Origin of the sequence: Mesorhizobium sp. M1088, from assembly GCF_040318575.1 — a bacterium.
Classification (GTDB): Bacteria; Pseudomonadota; Alphaproteobacteria; order Rhizobiales; family Rhizobiaceae; genus Mesorhizobium.
On record NZ_JAMYMO010000003.1, the window covers coordinates 54,914 to 72,877 of the forward strand.

14 protein-coding genes are annotated in these 17,964 nt (G+C 62.9%); 6 read left to right on the plus strand and 8 right to left on the minus strand.

Going from position 1 to position 17,964, the window contains the following annotated elements; genetic code table 11:
• Positions 1 to 126 precede the first annotated feature (126 nt).
• Both NKH49_RS04965 and NKH49_RS04970 read left to right on the plus strand, forming a co-directional pair.
• Positions 127 to 1,962 (plus strand): monovalent cation:proton antiporter-2 (CPA2) family protein, encoded by a 1,836-nt coding sequence (locus NKH49_RS04965; protein ID WP_352682898.1) that lies wholly within the window; start codon positions 127 to 129, stop codon positions 1,960 to 1,962.
• Positions 1,963 to 1,982: 20 nt separating this feature from the next.
• The gene (locus NKH49_RS04970; RefSeq protein ID WP_352471797.1) at positions 1,983 to 2,531 is read left to right on the plus strand and encodes a DUF924 family protein; all 549 of its coding nucleotides are present in this window, start codon (positions 1,983 to 1,985) and stop codon (positions 2,529 to 2,531) included.
• A 24-nt stretch (positions 2,532 to 2,555) separates the two neighbouring features.
• Here the strand turns inward: NKH49_RS04970 and folK are convergent, their stop codons facing one another.
• The 3 genes from folK to folP are packed head-to-tail and all read right to left on the minus strand — an operon-like array spanning position 2,556 to position 4,269.
• Positions 2,556 to 3,077: a 2-amino-4-hydroxy-6-hydroxymethyldihydropteridine diphosphokinase gene (gene folK, locus NKH49_RS04975; RefSeq protein WP_352921233.1), complete on the minus strand. Its 522-nt coding sequence runs from the start codon at positions 3,075 to 3,077 to the stop codon at positions 2,556 to 2,558.
• Entirely contained in the window at positions 3,061 to 3,420 is a 360-nt protein-coding gene (folB, locus tag NKH49_RS04980; RefSeq protein WP_352471721.1) for a dihydroneopterin aldolase, read from the minus strand. The genes folK and folB overlap by 17 nt, the downstream gene beginning before the upstream one ends.
• A 3-nt stretch (positions 3,421 to 3,423) precedes the next feature.
• A complete protein-coding gene (folP, locus tag NKH49_RS04985; RefSeq protein WP_352925257.1) occupies positions 3,424 to 4,269 on the minus strand; it encodes a dihydropteroate synthase in 846 nt (281 codons plus the stop codon).
• 96 nt (positions 4,270 to 4,365) lie between these two features.
• Between folP and NKH49_RS04990 the strand changes: the two genes are divergently transcribed.
• Entirely contained in the window at positions 4,366 to 4,983 is a 618-nt protein-coding gene (locus tag NKH49_RS04990) for a DUF922 domain-containing Zn-dependent protease (RefSeq protein ID WP_352766681.1), read from the plus strand.
• Positions 4,984 to 5,183: 200 nt separating this feature from the next.
• A complete protein-coding gene (locus NKH49_RS04995; protein ID WP_352455682.1) occupies positions 5,184 to 6,665 on the plus strand; it encodes an MDR family MFS transporter in 1,482 nt (493 codons plus the stop codon).
• Between the two features lie 26 nt (positions 6,666 to 6,691).
• Here NKH49_RS04995 and NKH49_RS05000 read toward each other — a convergent pair whose 3' ends face one another.
• The 3 genes from NKH49_RS05000 to NKH49_RS05010 all read right to left on the minus strand — a co-directional run bounded on the left by NKH49_RS05000 (position 6,692) and on the right by NKH49_RS05010 (position 8,589).
• Positions 6,692 to 7,720: an NAD(P)/FAD-dependent oxidoreductase gene (locus tag NKH49_RS05000; RefSeq protein WP_352925259.1), complete on the minus strand. Its 1,029-nt coding sequence runs from the start codon at positions 7,718 to 7,720 to the stop codon at positions 6,692 to 6,694.
• An 82-nt stretch (positions 7,721 to 7,802) separates the two neighbouring features.
• On the minus strand, positions 7,803 to 8,123 hold the full coding sequence (locus NKH49_RS05005; RefSeq protein WP_023674833.1) for a 2Fe-2S iron-sulfur cluster-binding protein: 321 nt from the start codon (positions 8,121 to 8,123) through the stop codon (positions 7,803 to 7,805).
• 97 nt (positions 8,124 to 8,220) lie between these two features.
• Positions 8,221 to 8,589 carry an Hpt domain-containing protein gene (locus NKH49_RS05010; RefSeq protein ID WP_292660938.1) on the minus strand — a complete coding sequence of 123 codons (369 nt, stop codon included), beginning with the start codon at positions 8,587 to 8,589 and terminating at the stop codon, positions 8,221 to 8,223.
• Positions 8,590 to 8,874: 285 nt separating this feature from the next.
• On the opposite strand from NKH49_RS05010, the gene NKH49_RS05015 reads away from it, so the two are divergent.
• Together NKH49_RS05015 and NKH49_RS05020 are read left to right on the plus strand one after the other, a co-directional pair.
• The gene (locus tag NKH49_RS05015) at positions 8,875 to 15,261 is read left to right on the plus strand and encodes an apolipoprotein A-IV repeat region-like domain-containing protein (RefSeq protein WP_352925261.1); all 6,387 of its coding nucleotides are present in this window, start codon (positions 8,875 to 8,877) and stop codon (positions 15,259 to 15,261) included.
• Between the two features lie 131 nt (positions 15,262 to 15,392).
• A complete protein-coding gene (locus tag NKH49_RS05020; RefSeq protein ID WP_352448960.1) occupies positions 15,393 to 15,848 on the plus strand; it encodes a macro domain-containing protein in 456 nt (151 codons plus the stop codon).
• Positions 15,849 to 15,889: 41 nt separating this feature from the next.
• Here NKH49_RS05020 and NKH49_RS05025 read toward each other — a convergent pair whose 3' ends face one another.
• Both NKH49_RS05025 and NKH49_RS05030 read right to left on the minus strand, forming a co-directional pair.
• A complete protein-coding gene (locus tag NKH49_RS05025; protein WP_352502487.1) occupies positions 15,890 to 16,543 on the minus strand; it encodes an ABC-type transport auxiliary lipoprotein family protein in 654 nt (217 codons plus the stop codon).
• Between the two features lie 37 nt (positions 16,544 to 16,580).
• Entirely contained in the window at positions 16,581 to 17,954 is a 1,374-nt protein-coding gene (locus NKH49_RS05030) for an MlaD family protein (protein WP_352455679.1), read from the minus strand.
• Between the last annotated feature and the right edge of the window lie 10 nt (positions 17,955 to 17,964).

Sequence of the window (17,964 nt, forward strand, 5' to 3'; positions counted from 1 at the left end):
CAGGAGCCCATTATCCTGTTCAGTGCGCCTGCAATATCGCCTTCACAACGCGCCGGATTCGCACTGTTCGATCCGCCCCGAAGCCCCTATCTTGGCCGCTTGTTGCAAGAGAGCGGAACGGCAGGCATGGCGGCAGAGGCATCAAACGGCGATCTGATCCAGGTGGTGGCGCTGCTTGCCGCCGGCGTCGTTGCGGTGCCGATCTTCAGGCGTATCGGACTTGGCTCCATCCTCGGCTATTTGACGGCCGGCGTCGTGATCGGTCCGTTCGGGCTGCGCATTTTTTCCGAATCGGAAGCCATTCTTCATGTCGCCGAACTCGGCGTCGTCATGTTCCTGTTCATTATCGGGCTGGAGATGCAGCCGTCACGGCTATGGGGCATGCGCCGCGAGATCTTCGGGCTTGGCGCGCTGCAGGTCGGCGTCTGCGCGGTCCTGCTGACCGGCGTCGGCCTGGCGGGAGGTTTCCCGATCGCGCAATCCTTCGTCGCCGGCGCCGGTTTCGTACTCACCTCGACGGCAATCGTCATGCAATTGCTGGAAGAACGCGGCGACCTGGCCACGCCCAAGGGCCAGCGCATCGTCTCGGTCCTGCTTTTGGAAGACCTGGCCATCGTGCCGCTGCTGGCGCTGATCGCCTTCCTCGCGCCGGGCGGCGCCGACATGAGCCTGTCGGATCGGTTGACGGAGGTCGGCATCGGCCTTGCCGCGATCGTCGGGCTGGTGCTTGCAGGACGCTATCTGCTCAATCCGTTCTTCCGTATCCTGGCGGATGCGCGCGCCCGTGAGGTGATGACCGCAGCCGCCCTTCTGGTCGTGCTCGGGTCGGCGCTCGCCATGCAGCTTTCCGGCCTGTCGATGGCGATGGGCGCCTTCCTGGCCGGCGTGCTTTTGTCGGAATCGACCTTCCGCCATCAGCTGGAGGCGGACATCGAACCGTTCCGTGGCATTCTGCTCGGACTGTTCTTCCTCGCCGTCGGCATGTCGCTCGACCTGCATGTGGTCGTCGTCAACTGGCAGCTCATTGCCATCTATGTCGTCGCCTACATGATGATGAAGGCGATCGGCATCTATATCGTCGCCCGCATTCTCAAAACCGGCCACCGGGAAGCGCTCGAGCGCGCGGTCTTCATGGCGCAAGGCGGCGAATTCGCCTTCGTCCTCTATTCCGCAGCGGCGGCTGTCGGTATCATCGATAGCCAGGCCAATGCGATGCTGACCGCCATCGTCATCATTTCCATGGTGCTGACGCCCTTAGCGATCATAGCATTGCGGTATCTGACGCCACGCGACGAGCAGTCGCTTGAAGGCGTCGATGTCGCCGAAGGCCTGACCGGCAGCGTGCTGATCATCGGCTTTGGCCGGTTCGGCCAGATCGCCAGCCAGCCGCTTTTGTTGCGCGGGATTGATGTGTCGATCATCGACAATGAGGTCGAGATGATCCAGGCGGCGGCCGATTTCGGCTTCAAGGTCTATTACGGCGACGGCACGCGGCTGGACATTCTGCGTGCCGCGGGAGCCGGGCGCGCACGCGCCGTCCTGATCTGCGTTGACAAGCCCGATGCCGCCGTGCGCATCGCCGAGCTCATCAAGGCGGAGTTTCCATTGCTGACGGTGCTGGCGCGGGCTTTCGACCGCGGCACGGCATTGCAGCTCATTCGTGCCGGCGTCGACTATCAGCTCCGCGAGACGTTCGAATCGGCGCTTGTCTTCGGCGGCTCGACACTGGAAGCTCTCGGCGTCGATCCGGAAGAGGTCGCCGAGGTAGTCGAGGACGTCCGCCGCCGCGATGCTGCCCGTTTCGAACTTCAACAGGCAGAAGGCATCCGCGCCGGGCGGCGCTTCCTCAAAGGCAATATCGGCACCCCCATCCCGACGCCGCTCAGCACGCCACGGCGCGTGGGCCAGGCGCTCAACGAGGAGACCGCCGGCGTGCTGCAGAAATCCGAACCGGCCGATTAAACGTTGGAAAGACGCGAATTATGAACGAACTGGACGACCGCGCTGTCTCCATCACCAGATTCTGGCGCGACGCCGGGGAGGACGCGTGGTTCGAGAAGAACGACGCCTTTGATGCCGACTTCCGCACCCGGTTTCTCGATCTGCACTTTGCCGCCGCCCGCCGCGAATGCGACGGCTGGTCCGAACACGCCGAAGGGTCGCTGGCACTGATGATCCTGCTCGACCAGTTTCCGCGAAACTGCTTTCGCGCCACCGGCCACATGTACGCCACGGACCCGCTGGCGCGGCATTTCGCCGGGAAAGCGATCGCTGCCGGCCATGACCTGGCACTCGACGAAGAGCTCCGCGTTTTTCTCTATCTGCCCTATGAGCATTCGGAGGACCTCGCCGATCAGCTCAAATCGGTAGAGCTTACCGCCGCCAAAGCCCCGATCTATCTGAAATATGCGATCGAGCATCGCGACATCATCCAGCGCTTCGGCCGCTTTCCGCATCGAAACAGGATGCTTGGCCGCGAGACGACACCGGACGAACAAATGTTCCTCGACGGAGGTGGGTTCTCCGGCTGATTTCAGGCACCGATGGCGACAGCATCAGGTTTTCCACCAATCCCGGCCTGACGCCAGCCGTTCAATGCCCGATGTGTCGACGGCGGCCAGCCGCTCCGATACGCTCTTGCCGTCGACCACAAGCTCCGGCGCAATTTCTGCCAGCGGCGCCAGCACGAAGGCGCGCTCCAGCATGCGCGGATGCGGCACCTCCAGTCCGGTCTCGTGGATGATGCGGTCGCCGAACACCAGAATGTCGATATCGATCAGGCGTGGACCCCAGCGCTCCTCGCGCACCCGCTTCAGTTTTCGCTCGGCGTCGAGGCAAAGGTCGAGCAAAGCCCGTGGCGCGAGCGCGGTCGAGATTTCGGCCGCCGCGTTGAGGAAATCCGGCTGATCGAGCTTGCCCCAGGGCGGCGTGCGGTAGAGCGACGAAACGGCAACGACGCGCGTTCTCTCGTTGGCATCCAGAATGCCCAGTGCCGCAGCCATTGACTTCGCCGGATCACCGAGATTGCCGCCAAGGCTGAGATAGACGGTGTTGTTGTTACTATTCTGGCCAGACAACGGTCACCTCGACATGATCGAGCACACCCGGCACCGGGGCGTTCGGCTTGCGCACGGTGATCTCGGCCTTTTTGATCTGCGGAAACCGCGCCGTCAGCGCCCTCGCCACTTCGAGCGCCAGCGCTTCGATCAGAAAGCGCCGTTCGCCGGTAATGATCTTCTCGATGACCGCAAAGGCGATGCCGTAATTGACGGTGTCCTCGATGGAATCCTCGACCAGCGCCCGCCCGGGATCCACCATGAGTGCCGCATCGACATAAAAGCGCTGGCCGAGCGTCTCTTCTTCGTCCAGCACACCGTGCCGGGCAAAGAAGGCGCAGTTCTTCATGCGGATGACATACATGGCTCAGCTTTCCCCGATCTCACGTGCCAGCATAGCATCGGCGATGGCCAGCCCATCCACGTTGATTGCGACATCGTGGACGCGAAAGAGATGCGCGCCTTTGAGCCTCAGGATGACGCTGGTGGCCGCGGTCCCGGCGCCTCTTGCGGCTGCGTCGCGGCCGGTGACGGTGCCGATAAAGCGCTTTCGCGATGTGCCGGCCATCAGTGGAAAACCCAGCGCATGAAGTTCGGAAAACCGTGCCATCAGGTCAAGATTTTCCGCTGCCGTCTCCTTGGCAAAGCCGAAGCCCGGATCGAGCACGATATGATCGTCGGCAACACCGCTCCGCCGCGCGATTTCCAGCGACTTCCTGAGGAAGAAGAGCTGATCGGCAATCACGTCGGGCAGTTTCTGCCGGTCCCGTCCCGTGTGCATGACGACAAGGCCAGCGCCGGTTTCGGCCGCGACGCGGGCAATGCCCGGTTCGCGCTGCAGGCCCCAGACGTCATTGACGATATGCGCGCCGGCTTGGACGGCAAGCCGGGCCGTATCCTCGCGATAGGTATCGACCGAGATCAGCGTTCCGCCGGCCTTCACCAGCGCCTCGATGACGGGCAGTATGCGGGTTTGTTCCTCCTTTGCGGAGACCGCAGACGCCCCGGGACGTGTCGATTCTCCGCCGATGTCGATGACAGAGGCCCCCTCCTCCACCATGCGGCGCGCCTGGGCCACTGCTTTTTCCGGCGCATCGAACAGGCCGCCGTCGGAAAAACTGTCCGGCGTGATGTTGAGGATGCCGACGACCACGGCCTTGCCGCCAAGGTCGAGATGGCGTCCGTGCGCCAACTGCCATCGCCCTGTCATCATTGCCCATCAACCATGTTCGATCCCGCGGCGTGGCGGGGGATCAATTCCGTTGCGCCGAGGACGGCGGTAAAGCAAGGTGGGCAAAGAGGCAACACGATGAAACGATCCCTCCTTTGCGCCCTGGTGCTCGCCCTGACCGCATTCCCGGCCGGCGCTGCAACGCTCGTCAAGACATATAGTTATTTCCCGATCGGCGGCAGGACGCTCGACGACATCGAGACCCAGCTGTCGAAACTCGGGCCTCAGGTGAAAAGCACCGGGTCGCGGCATCCGGGAGCTACCCAGATGGCGTTCACCACCCGCGTCAGCTATGCGCAAAAGCCGGGCTCGTGCTGGATTGCCGACGCTGTCGTCACCGTCAAGGTCAAGGTCATCCTTCCTGAGTGGCGCCGCCCGCGCAAAGCCGATGCCGGCGTCAGGCTGTTCTGGGATACGTTGTCCGCCGACATCAAGCGCCATGAGGAACGCCACGTCGAGATTGCGAAGAACCACGGCCGCGAACTAGAAGACGCCTTGAAGGCGAGCTACCCGGAAAAGACCTGCGAACTGGCAAAGACCAAGGCCGCAAAAATCACTGCGGCCATGCTTGCCAAACACGACCAGGACCAGATGCGCTTCGATCGTGTCGAAAGCGCCAATTTCCAAAGCCGCATCCTGCGGCTTTTGCACTATCGCATCGAGCGCATTGAGAACGGCCGGCTCTCTCCCGGCTGAACTCCGCGTCGTCGGGCAAAGCCAATTTTGCCGAAACATAGTGCCAGCTTCGGAAAACTTTCGAGCCGCTGTCGAAATCGGCCTATAGCGAACGACATATGCCAGGTTCGCAGGGATCAGCCTCCGGCAACGCCAATCGGCGTACTAGATGCTTCCCAGCCCGTCGCGGACGGGCACGCAGGCATAATGGATGAACGGATATGGACCAGGCTGTCGACAAGCAAACGATGGTGGAAACCAGCGCGCCGCTGACCGAAACCGAGAAAAACGCCATCATCGGCGGCGTGCTTTTGTCGATGCTGCTGGCGGCGCTCGACCAGACCATCGTCGCGCCGGCGATGCCGACGATGGCACGTCTGCTCGGGCATGCCGAATATCTGCCATGGATCGTGACCGGCTATCTTCTGACCGCGACCGCCGTGGCGCCGCTCTACGGCAAGATCTCCGATATTTATGGTCGCCGGCCGACCGTCTATGCTGCAATCCTGATCTTTCTCGCCGGCTCGCTGGTCAGCGCCACGGCCCCCAACATGCTGGTCCTGGTGGTCGGCCGGGCGATCCAGGGCGCCGGCGGCGGCGGTCTGTTCGCCCTGACGCAGACCGTGATCGGCGACCTCGTGCCGCCGCGCGAGCGGGCCCGCTACGCCGCCTGGATCTCGGGCACATGGGCCGTCGCCAGCATCGCCGGGCCGCTGCTCGGCGGCACCTTCGCCGAACATCTGCATTGGTCGCTGATCTTCTGGATCAACATTCCGCTCGGCCTGCTGGCCATGGCGATCATCAACAACCCGCTCAAGAAGCTGCCGATCGCCGCAAAACATCACCGCATCGACGGCCTCGGCGCGCTGCTTCTGGTCGCGGCCACCTCGCTGCTGCTGCTTGCCTTGAACTGGGGCGGCAGCGAGTATCCGTGGCTGTCGCCTGAAATCCTTGGACTGCTCGCCTGCTCGGCGGTGTTCTGGAGCGCGTTCGCGCTGCGGCTCATGCGCGCGGCCGAACCGCTGATCTCGCTCGAAGTGCTCGGCAATCCGATCGTTCTCGCCGGCACATTGTCGATGTTCCTGCTGCAGGCCGCCAATGTCGGCTTGTCGGTCTATCTGCCGGTCTACCTGCAGTCGGTCGTCGGCCTGTCGGTCAGTCAATCGGGCACCGCATTGCTTGGGCTGATGCTCGGCACGGTGGCCGGTGCGACCTTCAGCGCGCGAATGATCCCGCGCTTTTTCCACTATAAGCGCATTGCCATGATCGGAACTGTTTTCTCGATCCTGTGCCTCGGCGTGCTCAGCCTGGTCGCCGGGCATGCCTCACTGTTGCTCGTCGAGGTGTTGACGACCTGCGTAGGCCTGGGCACAGGCACGACCTTTCCGGTTGCCACCGTCTCGGTCCAGAACGCCGTCGATCGTATGCACCTTGGCGTGGCGACCGGCGTTCTCACCTTCCTGCGCTCGCTGGGCAGCGCGCTTGGCGTCGCTATGCTCGGTGCCGTCGCCCTTGGTTACGGGCTGCCGCTGGCCAGCGAAGGCACGCAGCCGGCCGGCCATATCGCCTCGGCCATGCCGTTCGTGATGATCTTTCTTGCCGCGGCCGCGATCTTGCTGTTGTCGCTGATCACGCTCTGGCTGATGCCGGAGAAAACGCTTCGCGGCCATGCCGAGGCTGTGGCCCCAACCCTGGCCGAATAGACCTGTCCGGCGAAATCCGGCGAGCTTCAGTCGACCACGCCGAGCTTCTTGTGCAGGCTGGTCGACGAGGTCGTATACTGGAATACGATGCGCTCGCCGGGGCTGATGATGCGCTTGGCTGCCTGCGCCATTAGAGCGACCTCATGGAAGCCCGACAGGATCAGCTTCAGCTTGCCGGGGTACCAGTTGATGTCGCCGACGGCGAAGATGCCGGGCACCGACGTCTGGAATTTTTCGGTGTCGACCGGGATCAGGTTCTCGTGGAGGTTGAGCCCCCATTCGGCGATTGGGCCGAGCTTCATCGTCAGGCCGAAGAACGGCAGCATCCGCGTGCACGGCACTTCGACATCGCCCTCCGGCCCCTTGATCGTGGCCGAGACTAGCTGGCCGTCGCTGCCGGTCAGGCCAGTCACCTGTCCAACCTGGAATTCCAGCTGCTTCATCTCCTGCATGGCATACATCTTGTTGACACTGTCGGGCGCTGCGCGGAATTCGGGCCGCCGGTGCACCAGCGTCACGCTCTTGGCGACCGGCTGCAGGTTCAGCGTCCAGTCGAGCGCCGAATCGCCGCCGCCGACGATGAGGAGGTCATGGCCGCGAAAGTCCTCCATCCGGCGCACCGAGTAGAACACGCTCTTGCCTTCGTAGGGTTCGATGCCTGGAATCGGCGGCCGCTTCGGCTGGAACGAACCGCCGCCGGCGGCAATCACCACAATTTTGGCTTCGAACACCTCGTTTTCGTCGGTAATGACGCGGAAGCTGCCGTCGTCCAGCCTTTCCAGGCTCGAAACCATGCGGCTATAGGTGAATTCGGGCTTGAACGGCGCGATCTGCTCAAGCAGCTTGTCGACCAGGCCTTGCGCCGAGATCGAGGGCCAGCCCGGAATGTCGTAGATCGGCTTTTCCGGGTAGAGTTCGGCGCATTGCCCGCCGGGCCGGTCGAGTATGTCGATCAGATGGCACTTCATGTCGAAGAGGCCGAGCTCGAATACGGCAAACAGGCCGACAGGCCCTGCCCCGACAATGAGTACGTCCGTCTTGGTGATAGCGGTCATGAGGCATGCGCCTTTATGGGAAAACGGCGCGACACTGCATGACCATTGGTCCGCTGCCAAGCGGCAGCCGCAAAAATCGGCTTCAGCCCTGGCGGGCCGGCACGCGCACGACCAGCCCGTCGAGAGCGTCGCGCACCTTGATCTGGCATGACAGCCGCGAGTTCGGCTGGACCTCGTAGGCGAAATCCAGCATGTCCTCTTCCATGGCTTCCGGCTCGCCGACCTCCGCCGTCCAGGCTTCGTCGACATAAACATGGCAGGTCGCGCAGGCGCAGGCGCCGCCGCATTCCGCTTCTATTCCCGGCACCGCATTGCGGATCGCATTTTCCATGACGGTCGAGCCGTTTTCGGCATCCACGTCAAAATGCGTGCCGTCATGGGCGATGAAGGTCAGCTTGGTCATTTGTCACCTGAAGGGAGTCTGAGCCGACATAATCACTCTGCCGGACAAGTCAACTGCGGCGCGAAAGCGCCCGTGCGTGGCGTCTTTGGGATAAGTCCTATCGGCTGATGGCGGCGACGAAGTCGCGCACTTCTTCGATCAGCGAGCCAAGCCGCTTCAGCGTGCTGGCGTCTTCGGGCCGGCATTCGATCGCGCTGGCGCAATCGGCAATGGCGAAGGCGCCGACCCCGCGCGCCGAGCCTTTGAGCCCGTGTGCCAATAGCAGCCGCTGCCTGACATCCGCATCGACGATCTTGTCGCGCACCGACAGCGCCTGCTGCACGAACAGAGCCAGCACCTCCTGCTCGAGGCTCCGATCGCCCATCGTCTGGCGCGCAAGATGCGCCAAGTCGATCGGCCGCGCCCCGGCTGTCCCCGACACGTCGCCGCCGGGCATCGAGAAGGCAATGCCGTTTTCGCCACGTATCACTTTGAGACTCCGTTCTTCGACCGCCGCAAAAACTAGGCGTATCCGGTGGACAACGGGTTAATGATTGGCCCGGAAAAATGTCGCGATAACGGCGCCGGAATCACGGCTGTGTTAACCTTATATTTAAAGTTTTACGTATCGGGCGGAATGCATGTTTTCTTTACCCGGCTGTGTCATTACGATACGACAGGTCCATTTTCAGCCTCCTGCGCGGGACACGCTAGGCAGAATCAATAAGCACAACCATAGGTCCCGCGGCAGCTTGTACAGGGTAGCGAAGGCATGGCGAAGAAACCAACGACGACAAGAACGCTCGACAGCGACGTAGCCAGGGAACTTGAAAAGGCACTTGATATCGATCTGAGCGGCGATGCCGGCGGCGACTTCGACATGGCTGCATCCATGGAAGATCTCGAAGCGCAAATATCGCAAGCCGCCGACGAGCTGGCGCGCGAAGGTCGCAGCCAGAACGAAGCGCCTGCCCCGGACCAGACCCAGAACGCGGCACCTGCCGCCAATCAAGGCCAGATCGCAAATCCCGCGCCAAAGACCAAGCCGGCTGAGTTGCGTCCTGTCGCAACGCGCAATGGCTCCCAGCCGGCAGCTTTCTCGCCGGCCAACGACGATCGTCAAAAAGACTATAAGACGCTCCTGCACACCCTCAATCGGCGCGCCTCGAACACGATCTACTGGGTCGTGGCTCTCGTTTCGCTGGCCTGGATCGCCGGCGCTGGCGGCCTTGCGAACCTGTTGTTCGGACCTGGCATCTGGAACATCCGCACCTTCGATCAGTTTTTCGCCCGTCCCGAGCTGATCGGCCTGGCGGTCGCGGCAATCGTGCCCGTCATCCTGTTCTGGGCATTCGCAGTGATGATTCGCCGCGCTCAGGAGATGCGCCTTGCCGCGCAGTCGATGACCGAGGTGGCCTTCCGTCTGGCCGAGCCGGAAAATCTTGCCCAGGATCGCGTCATGATGATCGGCCAAGCGGTTCGCCGCGAGGTGGCAGCCATGGGCGAAGGCATCGAACGCACGCTTGCGCGTGCCGTCGAGCTCGAAACGCTGGTCCACAGCGAGGTGAACCAGATCGAGCGCTCCTATTCAGAGAACGAGTCCCGCATCCGCTCGCTGGTCGACGGGCTGGGCAGCGAGCGCGAAGCGGTCGTCACCCATGCCGAGCGCGTGCGCGCCTCGATCACCGGCGCCCACGAGACACTGAAAGACGAGATCAACGCCGCCAGCGATATCATTCGCGACAGCATTCTCAACGCCTCGACCAAGCTGTCGATGACGATCAACGAATCCGGCGACACGCTGATCGACAGGATCAACGGAAGCTCGATGTCGATCTTCGATTCGGTGGAAGGCCGGCTCGAATCGATCACCGATCGGCTGTCGACGTCGGGCGAGGCCTTCGCCAGCCTGCTCGACACCCGGATCGCCAAGCTGACGGACACCACCGACGGCCTGACGCGGTCACTGACCGACCTGCTCGACGACCGCACGAGCGGCATGGTGTCGCTGCTCGGCGGTGCCGCTCGCACACTCAATTCGGAATTCGAAGCCAGTCTCAACGGCATCGAACGGACGCTTGCTGAACGTGGCCAGGCGCTGATCAGCGAGTTCCAGACCCGCGCCGAGGCGCTCGACACCGGCACGCAGAAGCTCAACGCCGCGCTGGAGGCTCGCGCACGCCAGATCAACGAGACGCTCGTCGAGCGCGCGCGCGAAATCGCCCACACCTTCCAGGATAGCAAGGAGACGCTGTCGGCGATGATCGATCAGGGCAAGACCCAGATCGGCGCCGACATGGCCGATATCATTTCATCGACCTCGACCATGCTTGAAGCCCGCGCCGGCGATTTCGCCGGGCGCATGGAAGCGGCGCGCCATGTCGTATCGCGTTCGTTCGATACGGACATCGAGCGGCTTGCCGATGCTCGCGCCGGCATCGAGGAAGCCGTCGAGAACCACAGCCGCAAGCTTTCCGAAAGCCGCGACCGGATGGCGGCGGCAATGCAGGCCGATCTGGCGAAGTTCGCCGAAGGTCGCGCCGAAATCGACGCAGCGGTGGCTAACCAGGTGCAGAAGCTAGCCGAGGGCCGCGGCCTGATCTCGCGCGCCCTTGAAGAGGATCTGCGCAAGGTCAATGAATCGCGCGCAGCGATCGACGCTTCGCTGGGCAGCCATCTCGAAAGCCTTGAAGAGGGTCGCAACAGGCTTGCCCAGGCCTTGAACGAAGACTCTGGAAAACTCGTGCAAGCCCGCACGATAATTGATGAAATGGTTGCCGGGCATGTCGGCAAGCTCGCCGAAGGCCGCAGCATCCTTTCGCGCGCGCTCGAGGCCGACCTCGGCAAACTGGCAGAGAGTCGCGCCAGCATCGACGGCCTCGTCGCCGGTCAGGTCGAAAAGATCGCCGAGGGCCGCGCCATACTCGCCAGTGCGCTGGAAGCCGACATTGCCGGCATCAATGGCCTCATCGAGGCCCATTCGGCGAAATTGGCGCAAGACCGCAGCGGGCTTTCCCAGTCACTCGATAACGACCTGTCCGACATCAGGAGCCTGATCGCCGATCATTCGGGCAGGCTCGCCGATGATCGCAGCCTGCTTTCGAAGACGCTTGAAGACGATCTTGCCAAGCTGGCCGAAAGCCGGTCGAGCATCGACGGGCTGGTTGCCGGCCAGGTCGAGAAGCTGGCCGAAGGCCGCGACATCCTCAAGCGCGCGCTGGAATCGGACCTGAACGCTATCAAGGGCGTCATCGCCGGCCAGTCCGAAAAGCTGGCGGAAGACCGTGGCCAGTTGTCGCGGGCACTGGAGAGCGACCTGCAGGCCGTGCGGGGCGTTGTCTCCGATCACATGAACAAGCTCGCCGAAGACCGTTCGACGCTTTCGAAGGCGCTCGAAGACGATCTCGCCAAGTTGGCCGAAAGCCGCTCGAGCATCGATGTGATGGTTGCCGGCCAGGTCGAAAAGCTGGCAGAGGGCCGCGACATCCTCAAGCGTGCGCTCGAAGCCGATCTGAGCACCGTCAAGGGCGTCATCGCCAGCCATTCCGAAAAGCTGGCGGAAGACCGTGGTCAGCTGTCGCGGGCACTGGAGACCGATCTCGAGACCGTGCGGGGCGTCGTCTCCGAACATATGAACAAGCTTGCCGAAGACCGTTCGGCCCTGTCGAAAGCGCTCGAGGACGATCTTGCCAGGCTGGCAGAGAGCCGTTCGAGCATCGACGGGCTGGTCGCCGGCCAGGTCGAGAAGCTGGCTGAGGGTCGCGACATCCTCAAGCGCGCCTTGGAAGACGATCTTGCCAAGCTGGCCGAAAGCCGCTCGAGCATCGACGGACTGGTTTCCGGCCAGGTCGAGAAACTGGCCGAAGGCCGCGATATCCTCAAGCGCGCCTTGGAGGCCGATCTCAACACGATCAGGGGCGCCATCGCCGATCAGTCGCAGCTATTGACCGATAATCGCGCGCAGTTTTCGCGTGCGCTGGAAGCCGATCTCGGCAACGTCAACAGCCTTGTCGCAACCCACGCAGAGAAGCTCGTCCAGGACCGCTCGACCCTGTCGAAGGCGCTCGAGGACGATCTCGCCAAGCTGGCCGAAAGCCGCTCGAGCATCGATGGGCTGGTCGCCGGCCAGGTCGAGAAACTGGCGGAAGGCCGCGACATCCTCAGGCGCGCGTTGGAAGCCGACCTGGAGAGGCTTGCAATGAGCCGCAGCGAGGTCGACGAGATTGTCGCCGGTCATGTCGGCAAGCTGAGCGAGGGCCGCGACATGCTGACCCGCGCACTGCAGGACGATCTCTCCAGGCTCGCCGAAACGCGCAAGGATGTCGACCGTTCGCTGTCCGGCCATATCGATCAGATCGCCGCCAGGAGCACCGACATCTCTGATGCGATCGCTGCGGACGTAGAAAAGATCGAGCAGGCGTTCAGCCGGCAGACAGGCATCATTGAAGAGCGCGCCAGCACAATGGAGCGGGCGCTGTCGACGGGTGTCGACAATGTGCGTAGTGTGCTCGAAAGAAGCGCGGTCTTCGTCGCCGGCGCGCTGCGCGAGAAGGTCATGGAAGTTACCAGCGCGCTGCATGAGCAGGCGGGCGCGGCATTCAGCGATGCCGACCGCAAGATCGCCGAGCGCGCCGAGCAGACCTCGGCCGCCCTGCTCGCCAGGGCGGAGGACATCGCCCGCACCTTTGAAGAGGCGGATCGTCGCCTCGCCGCCCGCGCCGAGGATACGTCGAGCGCACTGATTGCCCGCGTCGACGACACGTCGAACAGCTTGCTCGCGCGTGCCCAGGAAACGGCCGATCAGCTGGCAGCCAGAGCAAGTGAGATTGCCGGCACCTTCGACGCGGCGGACCACAGGCTGGTCTCTCGCGCCATCGAAACGGCCCAGTCGCTGGCGGCACGTGCCGGCGACATCCTGCGCAATTTCGAAACAGCCGACGAGCGGCTGGGCGTGCGCATCGGCGAATCCGCCGAAGCGCTCGCGGCACGTGCGTCGGATCTCGGCCGCATTTTCGATGCCGCCGACCAGCAACTTATTTCGCGCATTGCCGAGGGCTCCGAAGCACTTTCGGCCCGTGCGTCCGAGATCGGCCGCATCTTCGAGGAGGCCGATCATCGCCTGGTGTCCCGTATCGCTGACAGCAGCACCGCAATCGGCGAACATGCCGACACCATTGTCGGTGCCTTCACCAGCACCGAGCAGCGGGTTGCCGAACGCGCCAGGCAGACTGGCCAGGAACTCGCAGTCCATGCCCGTGAAATCGAGCAACTGCTTGCCGGTGCCGACGAACGCCTGGCATCGAGTGCTGCCGCCACTGCGGCCCGCGTCGAGGAGCAGGTCGCCAGCGTCGAGAACCGCCTCGCTTACTCCGCCGAGACAATGGGCCAAAAGCTCAACGAACAAGTCTCGGGTGCCGAAGCGCAACTGGTCTCGCGTGCCAACACCATCGCCGAAACCTTCACCGCGGTCGGCCAGCATATCGGCCAGAGCACCAATGACGCTGCAAAGACCATCGGTGCCAATACTCGCGAGCTCAGTACGATGCTTGCGGCCCGTTCGGCCGAAATATCGAAAATCCTGGACGAGACGGCGCGGCCTCTGGTCGAGCGCTTCGCCCAGGGCGGCTCCGAGCTGCAAAAGAGCATGGAAGAGGTCACCGAACGTGCGACCGAGAAGCTGCGCAATCAAAACGCCGCCCTCGTCGACGCCATCGCCAGCCGCACGGCCGAAACCCTGTCGGCCGTCGAAGGCGCGCGCTCGACGCTTGCCGACAGCGTTGCCGACCTCATCGGCCGCATGACCACCTCCAGCTCGCAGCTCGGTCAATTGATCGAGCAGGCTGCGACCAATCTCGGCCAGGTCGACGAACGCCTGACCGGGAGCACGCAAAGCTTCGCGGCGACCACGGAAAAGACCGCGCAGACCTTCGCCAGTTCGGCGCGTCTGGTCGATTCGAACACGACGCGGCTCACCGAGCTGTCGTCGTCGACCTTACGCGAGGTTGCTTCAATCGCCACCAAGTTCGACGAGCACAGCCGGTTGCTTTCCAGTGCCTCGGACCTGTTGAGCTCGGCCCAGAGCAATCTTGAGCACACGCTCGAAAGGCAATCGTCGCTGGAGGACCTCGCCGTCGGCCTTGTCAAGAAGTCGGAAGATCTCGAAAGGGTCATGCGCTCGTTCGAGAATTTGGTCGGCCAGACGCTGCAGAACGCCGAGGGCAAGACGCTGGAATCCGCCGACAAGATCCGTACCGCGATTTCCGAAGTGGTCGATTCGGCAACCAAGCGCTTTGCCGATGCGACCGAGGAGATGCGGCGTACCGCCGGCTCGATCAAGAGCGAGCTCGACCTCACCCGGGCCGAGCTTAAGAAAGGCGTCATCGAGATGCCGGAAGAGGCAAAGGAATCAACCACGGCTATCCGCCGTGCCGTTTCAGAGCAGATCAACGCGCTGAAGGAACTTTCTGAAATCGTTGCGAAATCTGGCCGCAGCGCCGACAGTTCGGAACAGCGCAACCTGCGTCCGGCGCCGCAAGCGCCTGCCGCACGCCCCGCCGAACCGCCACGTCGCCCGGCTCCGGCTCCCGAACAGCGCCGTGCACCGCAGGCGCCTTCGGGCGAGACGGCGCTGCGCGGCACGCTCGACCTCGAACGTCCCGCAGACCAAGCGCCGCGCCAGCGCGACCCCAACGGCCGCACGCCGCAGGGCGGTTGGGTGCGTGACCTCCTGACCGGTGCATCGCGCGAAGACGACGCCAAGCCGGCAGCGCCTGCCGAAGCGCCGCGCCCGGCTCCCGCTGCGCGTTCGCCGCTTCATGTCGTGGAATCGCTGAACTCGCTCTCGGTCGATATCGCACGCGCCATCGATCACGACGCCTCGATCGAGTTGTGGAACCGCTACCGGCGCGGCGAGCGCGACGTCTTCACGCGCCGACTTTACACGCTGAAGGGCCAACAGACGTTCGACGAGATCCGCCGCAAATATCAGTCAGAGGCGGAGTTCCGCGCTGCTGTCGATCGTTACTGCGACGATTTCGAAAAGCTGCTCAAGGACGTGTCGCGCAACGACCGCGACAACATCATGGCGCAGACCTACCTGACGTCGGACACCGGCAAGGTCTACACCATGCTTGCCCATGCCAGCGGCCGTCTGCACTAAGCGGCGGGACAGGAAAACAGAAAGTGCACTCTGCCCTTTCTGCTTAGACCCGATACTGAAAAAGATAGTCCGCAAATCTCCTGATTTGGTCGGATGTTTGCGCCCAGAGCAGAGGCCGGTATCTCGTGGCAATGCAGACAATTCGCGGTGATCTGCTTCAGCTTGCGCTCGACGGAACGTTCGATGTCATTGTGCATGGATGCAACTGCCAGTGCCAGATGGGCAAAGGAATTGCTCTTTCCATAAAGCAGCGTTTTCCCGAAGCATATGCTGCGGATTGCGCGACATTGAAGGGTGACCCAGCCAAGCTGGGAAGCATATCCGTTGCCGAAATCAAGCGAGGCAGCCGCATTTTCCATGTTGTCAACGGCTACACTCAGTTCCATTGGCAGGGCAAAGGCGTGAAAGCCGACTACCAGGCAATTCGAAAAGTCATGCAGGCCGTCAAAGGTAAATTCGCGGGCAAAAGAATCGGCTACCCGAAAATTGGCGCAGGGCTGGCTGGAGGTGATTGGGAAACCATAGCCTCAATCATCAACGATGAACTCGCGGGCGAAGATCATACGCTTGTCGAATACGCTCCGTGAGCTGCTTCGGTCTCCAGCCGCCTCACAGCAGCTAGCCCGGTTCAGATCACGGTGTCCGTCCAGCGGACGATTTGCCCGGCCGCATCGCCGAACGCGGCATCGAGCGCGCCGACATAGGCCTGGTTGCCATTGCCCGAAACGGGCGCGATGGCGCTAAACGTCTTCGAAGCGCGCACTTCACCGTTGCGGTCATTCAACAGGCGCACGAACAGCTCGACCTCGGCATGTTCGCCGCCATCGACACGCACCTCGAACGAGCGGATCTCGACGATCACCTGATAGTCGATCGCCAGCCCCTCGCCTGGCTTGCCGACGCCGGTGAAGCTGCCCGAGCGCTGGAACGTCTCTGCCAGCCGCGCCTGTACGATCATCGGCAGCCGGTCGGCCCATTGCGCGCCCTTGAGATACTGGATCGATCGCGGCGATGGCTTAATGACGATGTTCTGGCTGTCCAGCGCCTTGAGCGCCGATGGCTGAGCGATGAGTATCTGGCGACGGCTGTGGGCACGCGCTTCCAGCGACGGCGCCGAAAGCTCAAACGTATCCAGCGGCGCCGGCTTGCCGCCCAGCGCCGCGCAGCCGGCGAGCGAAAGCGCCAGCAGTGCCGCTCCGGTCTTGAACCCACTCGATCTGACGCTGCCTGAACTGATCGATTTCAAACGCGATCCCCCCCGGATCGTGGAAACAACGCGCATCCGCAAGCTATGTTCTTGCGGTGGGCGCAGGCCGAAGTCAACGGCGCACCCTGCCGTCGAACTGCCGGACCTCACCCTCGCCGCCGGACAGGATCCGCTGTGGATTGCGGCTGAGGTCGGTCACCGCCTCTTCGATGCGGTTGATCGAACGACGGCTGTCCTGGACCAGCGATTCGACGTTTTGCAGCCCCTGTCCCGAGAACCGCGCCAGATTGTCGGTGATGGTGCCGAGGCGGGCGTTCAGCGTGTCGGCGACCTGCTTGAACGATTTGAGCGTCGCCCTCGCATCGGCCATGACGCCGTCGGCCTGACCGGAGCCGAGCAGTTTGTCGACCTTGGCAAGGATACCGTCGACTCGCACCGAGGCATCGTTGAGGCGTCCTGCGAGCTGGTGCGCGTCTTTGATGGTTTCATCGATGTCGTCGGCTCGGTTTGCGAACTTGTTGGTCACCTTGGCGATGTCGGCGGCAGCCTCGTTGGCGTTTTCGCTGGCCTTCTGGATATTGGCCAGCGCGGTGCGAACCTCAGCCGGATCGATGCCGTCGAGAACGCCGTCGACCTTGGCCAGCGTGCCTTGCGTCTTCTGGGCGAAGTCGTTGATCGAGCCGACCGCGGTGTCCACGTTCTTGATGACCGTGTCGAACTGCTTGCTGGTTTCCTTCAGGTTGGAAGTGACTGTGTCGACATTGGCGACGATGCTCTTGATCTGGTCCTTGTCGACGGCGTTGAGTAGCCCTTCCGCCGCCTTCAGGGTGCCGTCGAGCTTGCCCGAAACACCCTTCAGTTCGTCCGCCAGCGAGCTGACGCTGGCCAGGAACTTGTCGACGCCGTCCGCATTCCTGGCCAGTGCATCGGAGAAGGTCTGGACATTGTTGACGGTTTGCGTCAGCGGCCCGCGAACATCCTTGGTGAAGCCTTCGAGCTCCGAAAGGACCTTGTCGGCGCGGGTGAAGATGTTCTGCGCCGTCTGCAAAAGGTTGGTGACCGCCGACGGATTGGCGACGATCTCGGCGACCTTGCCCTCCGCTTCCGCCTGGTCGAGAAGGTTCACTTCCTTGGGGTCGGCGCCCTTCAATTCGATACTGGCCTGGCCGGCGAGGCTGACGATCCCGATATCGGCCTGCGTCGACTTGGTGATCGGCGTATTCCGGCCGATCTCGGTGTCGGCGATGGCGGCGGTCGGATTGTTGAGGTCGATATAGACACGCTTGACCTCACCGACCCTGACGCCGTTGAACAGCACGAAGCTGCCGCGGCCAAGGCCGGAAGCCGAGCCCGGGATGCGCACGCGCAGCATCGCCGTCTCACCCCTGTCGCCGATCGCGGCCGTCCAATAGACGAAAGCGAAAGCCGCGAGGATCGCGGCCAGCGTGAAAATGCCGACAATGACGTAGTTGGCCCTGGTTTCCATTGCTCACTTA

Bases quoted from the DNA above. Each gene is read 5' to 3' on its own strand.
- NKH49_RS05015 (WP_352925261.1), top strand. From the start codon at position 8,875: ATGGCGAAGAAACCAACGACGACAAGAACGCTCGACAGCGACGTAGCC.
- NKH49_RS04990 (WP_352766681.1), top strand. From the start codon at position 4,366: ATGAAACGATCCCTCCTTTGCGCCCTGGTGCTCGCCCTGACCGCATTC.
- NKH49_RS04965 (WP_352682898.1), top strand. From the start codon at position 127: ATGGCGGCAGAGGCATCAAACGGCGATCTGATCCAGGTGGTGGCGCTG.
- NKH49_RS05005 (WP_023674833.1), bottom strand. From the start codon at position 8,123: ATGACCAAGCTGACCTTCATCGCCCATGACGGCACGCATTTTGACGTG.
- folP (WP_352925257.1), bottom strand. From the start codon at position 4,269: ATGATGACAGGGCGATGGCAGTTGGCGCACGGACGCCATCTCGACCTT.
- NKH49_RS04995 (WP_352455682.1), top strand. From the start codon at position 5,184: ATGGACCAGGCTGTCGACAAGCAAACGATGGTGGAAACCAGCGCGCCG.
- NKH49_RS05030 (WP_352455679.1), bottom strand. From the start codon at position 17,954: ATGGAAACCAGGGCCAACTACGTCATTGTCGGCATTTTCACGCTGGCC.
- NKH49_RS04970 (WP_352471797.1), top strand. From the start codon at position 1,983: ATGAACGAACTGGACGACCGCGCTGTCTCCATCACCAGATTCTGGCGC.
- folB (WP_352471721.1), bottom strand. From the start codon at position 3,420: ATGTATGTCATCCGCATGAAGAACTGCGCCTTCTTTGCCCGGCACGGT.
- NKH49_RS05000 (WP_352925259.1), bottom strand. From the start codon at position 7,720: ATGACCGCTATCACCAAGACGGACGTACTCATTGTCGGGGCAGGGCCT.
- NKH49_RS05020 (WP_352448960.1), top strand. From the start codon at position 15,393: ATGCAGACAATTCGCGGTGATCTGCTTCAGCTTGCGCTCGACGGAACG.
- NKH49_RS05025 (WP_352502487.1), bottom strand. From the start codon at position 16,543: ATGCGCGTTGTTTCCACGATCCGGGGGGGATCGCGTTTGAAATCGATC.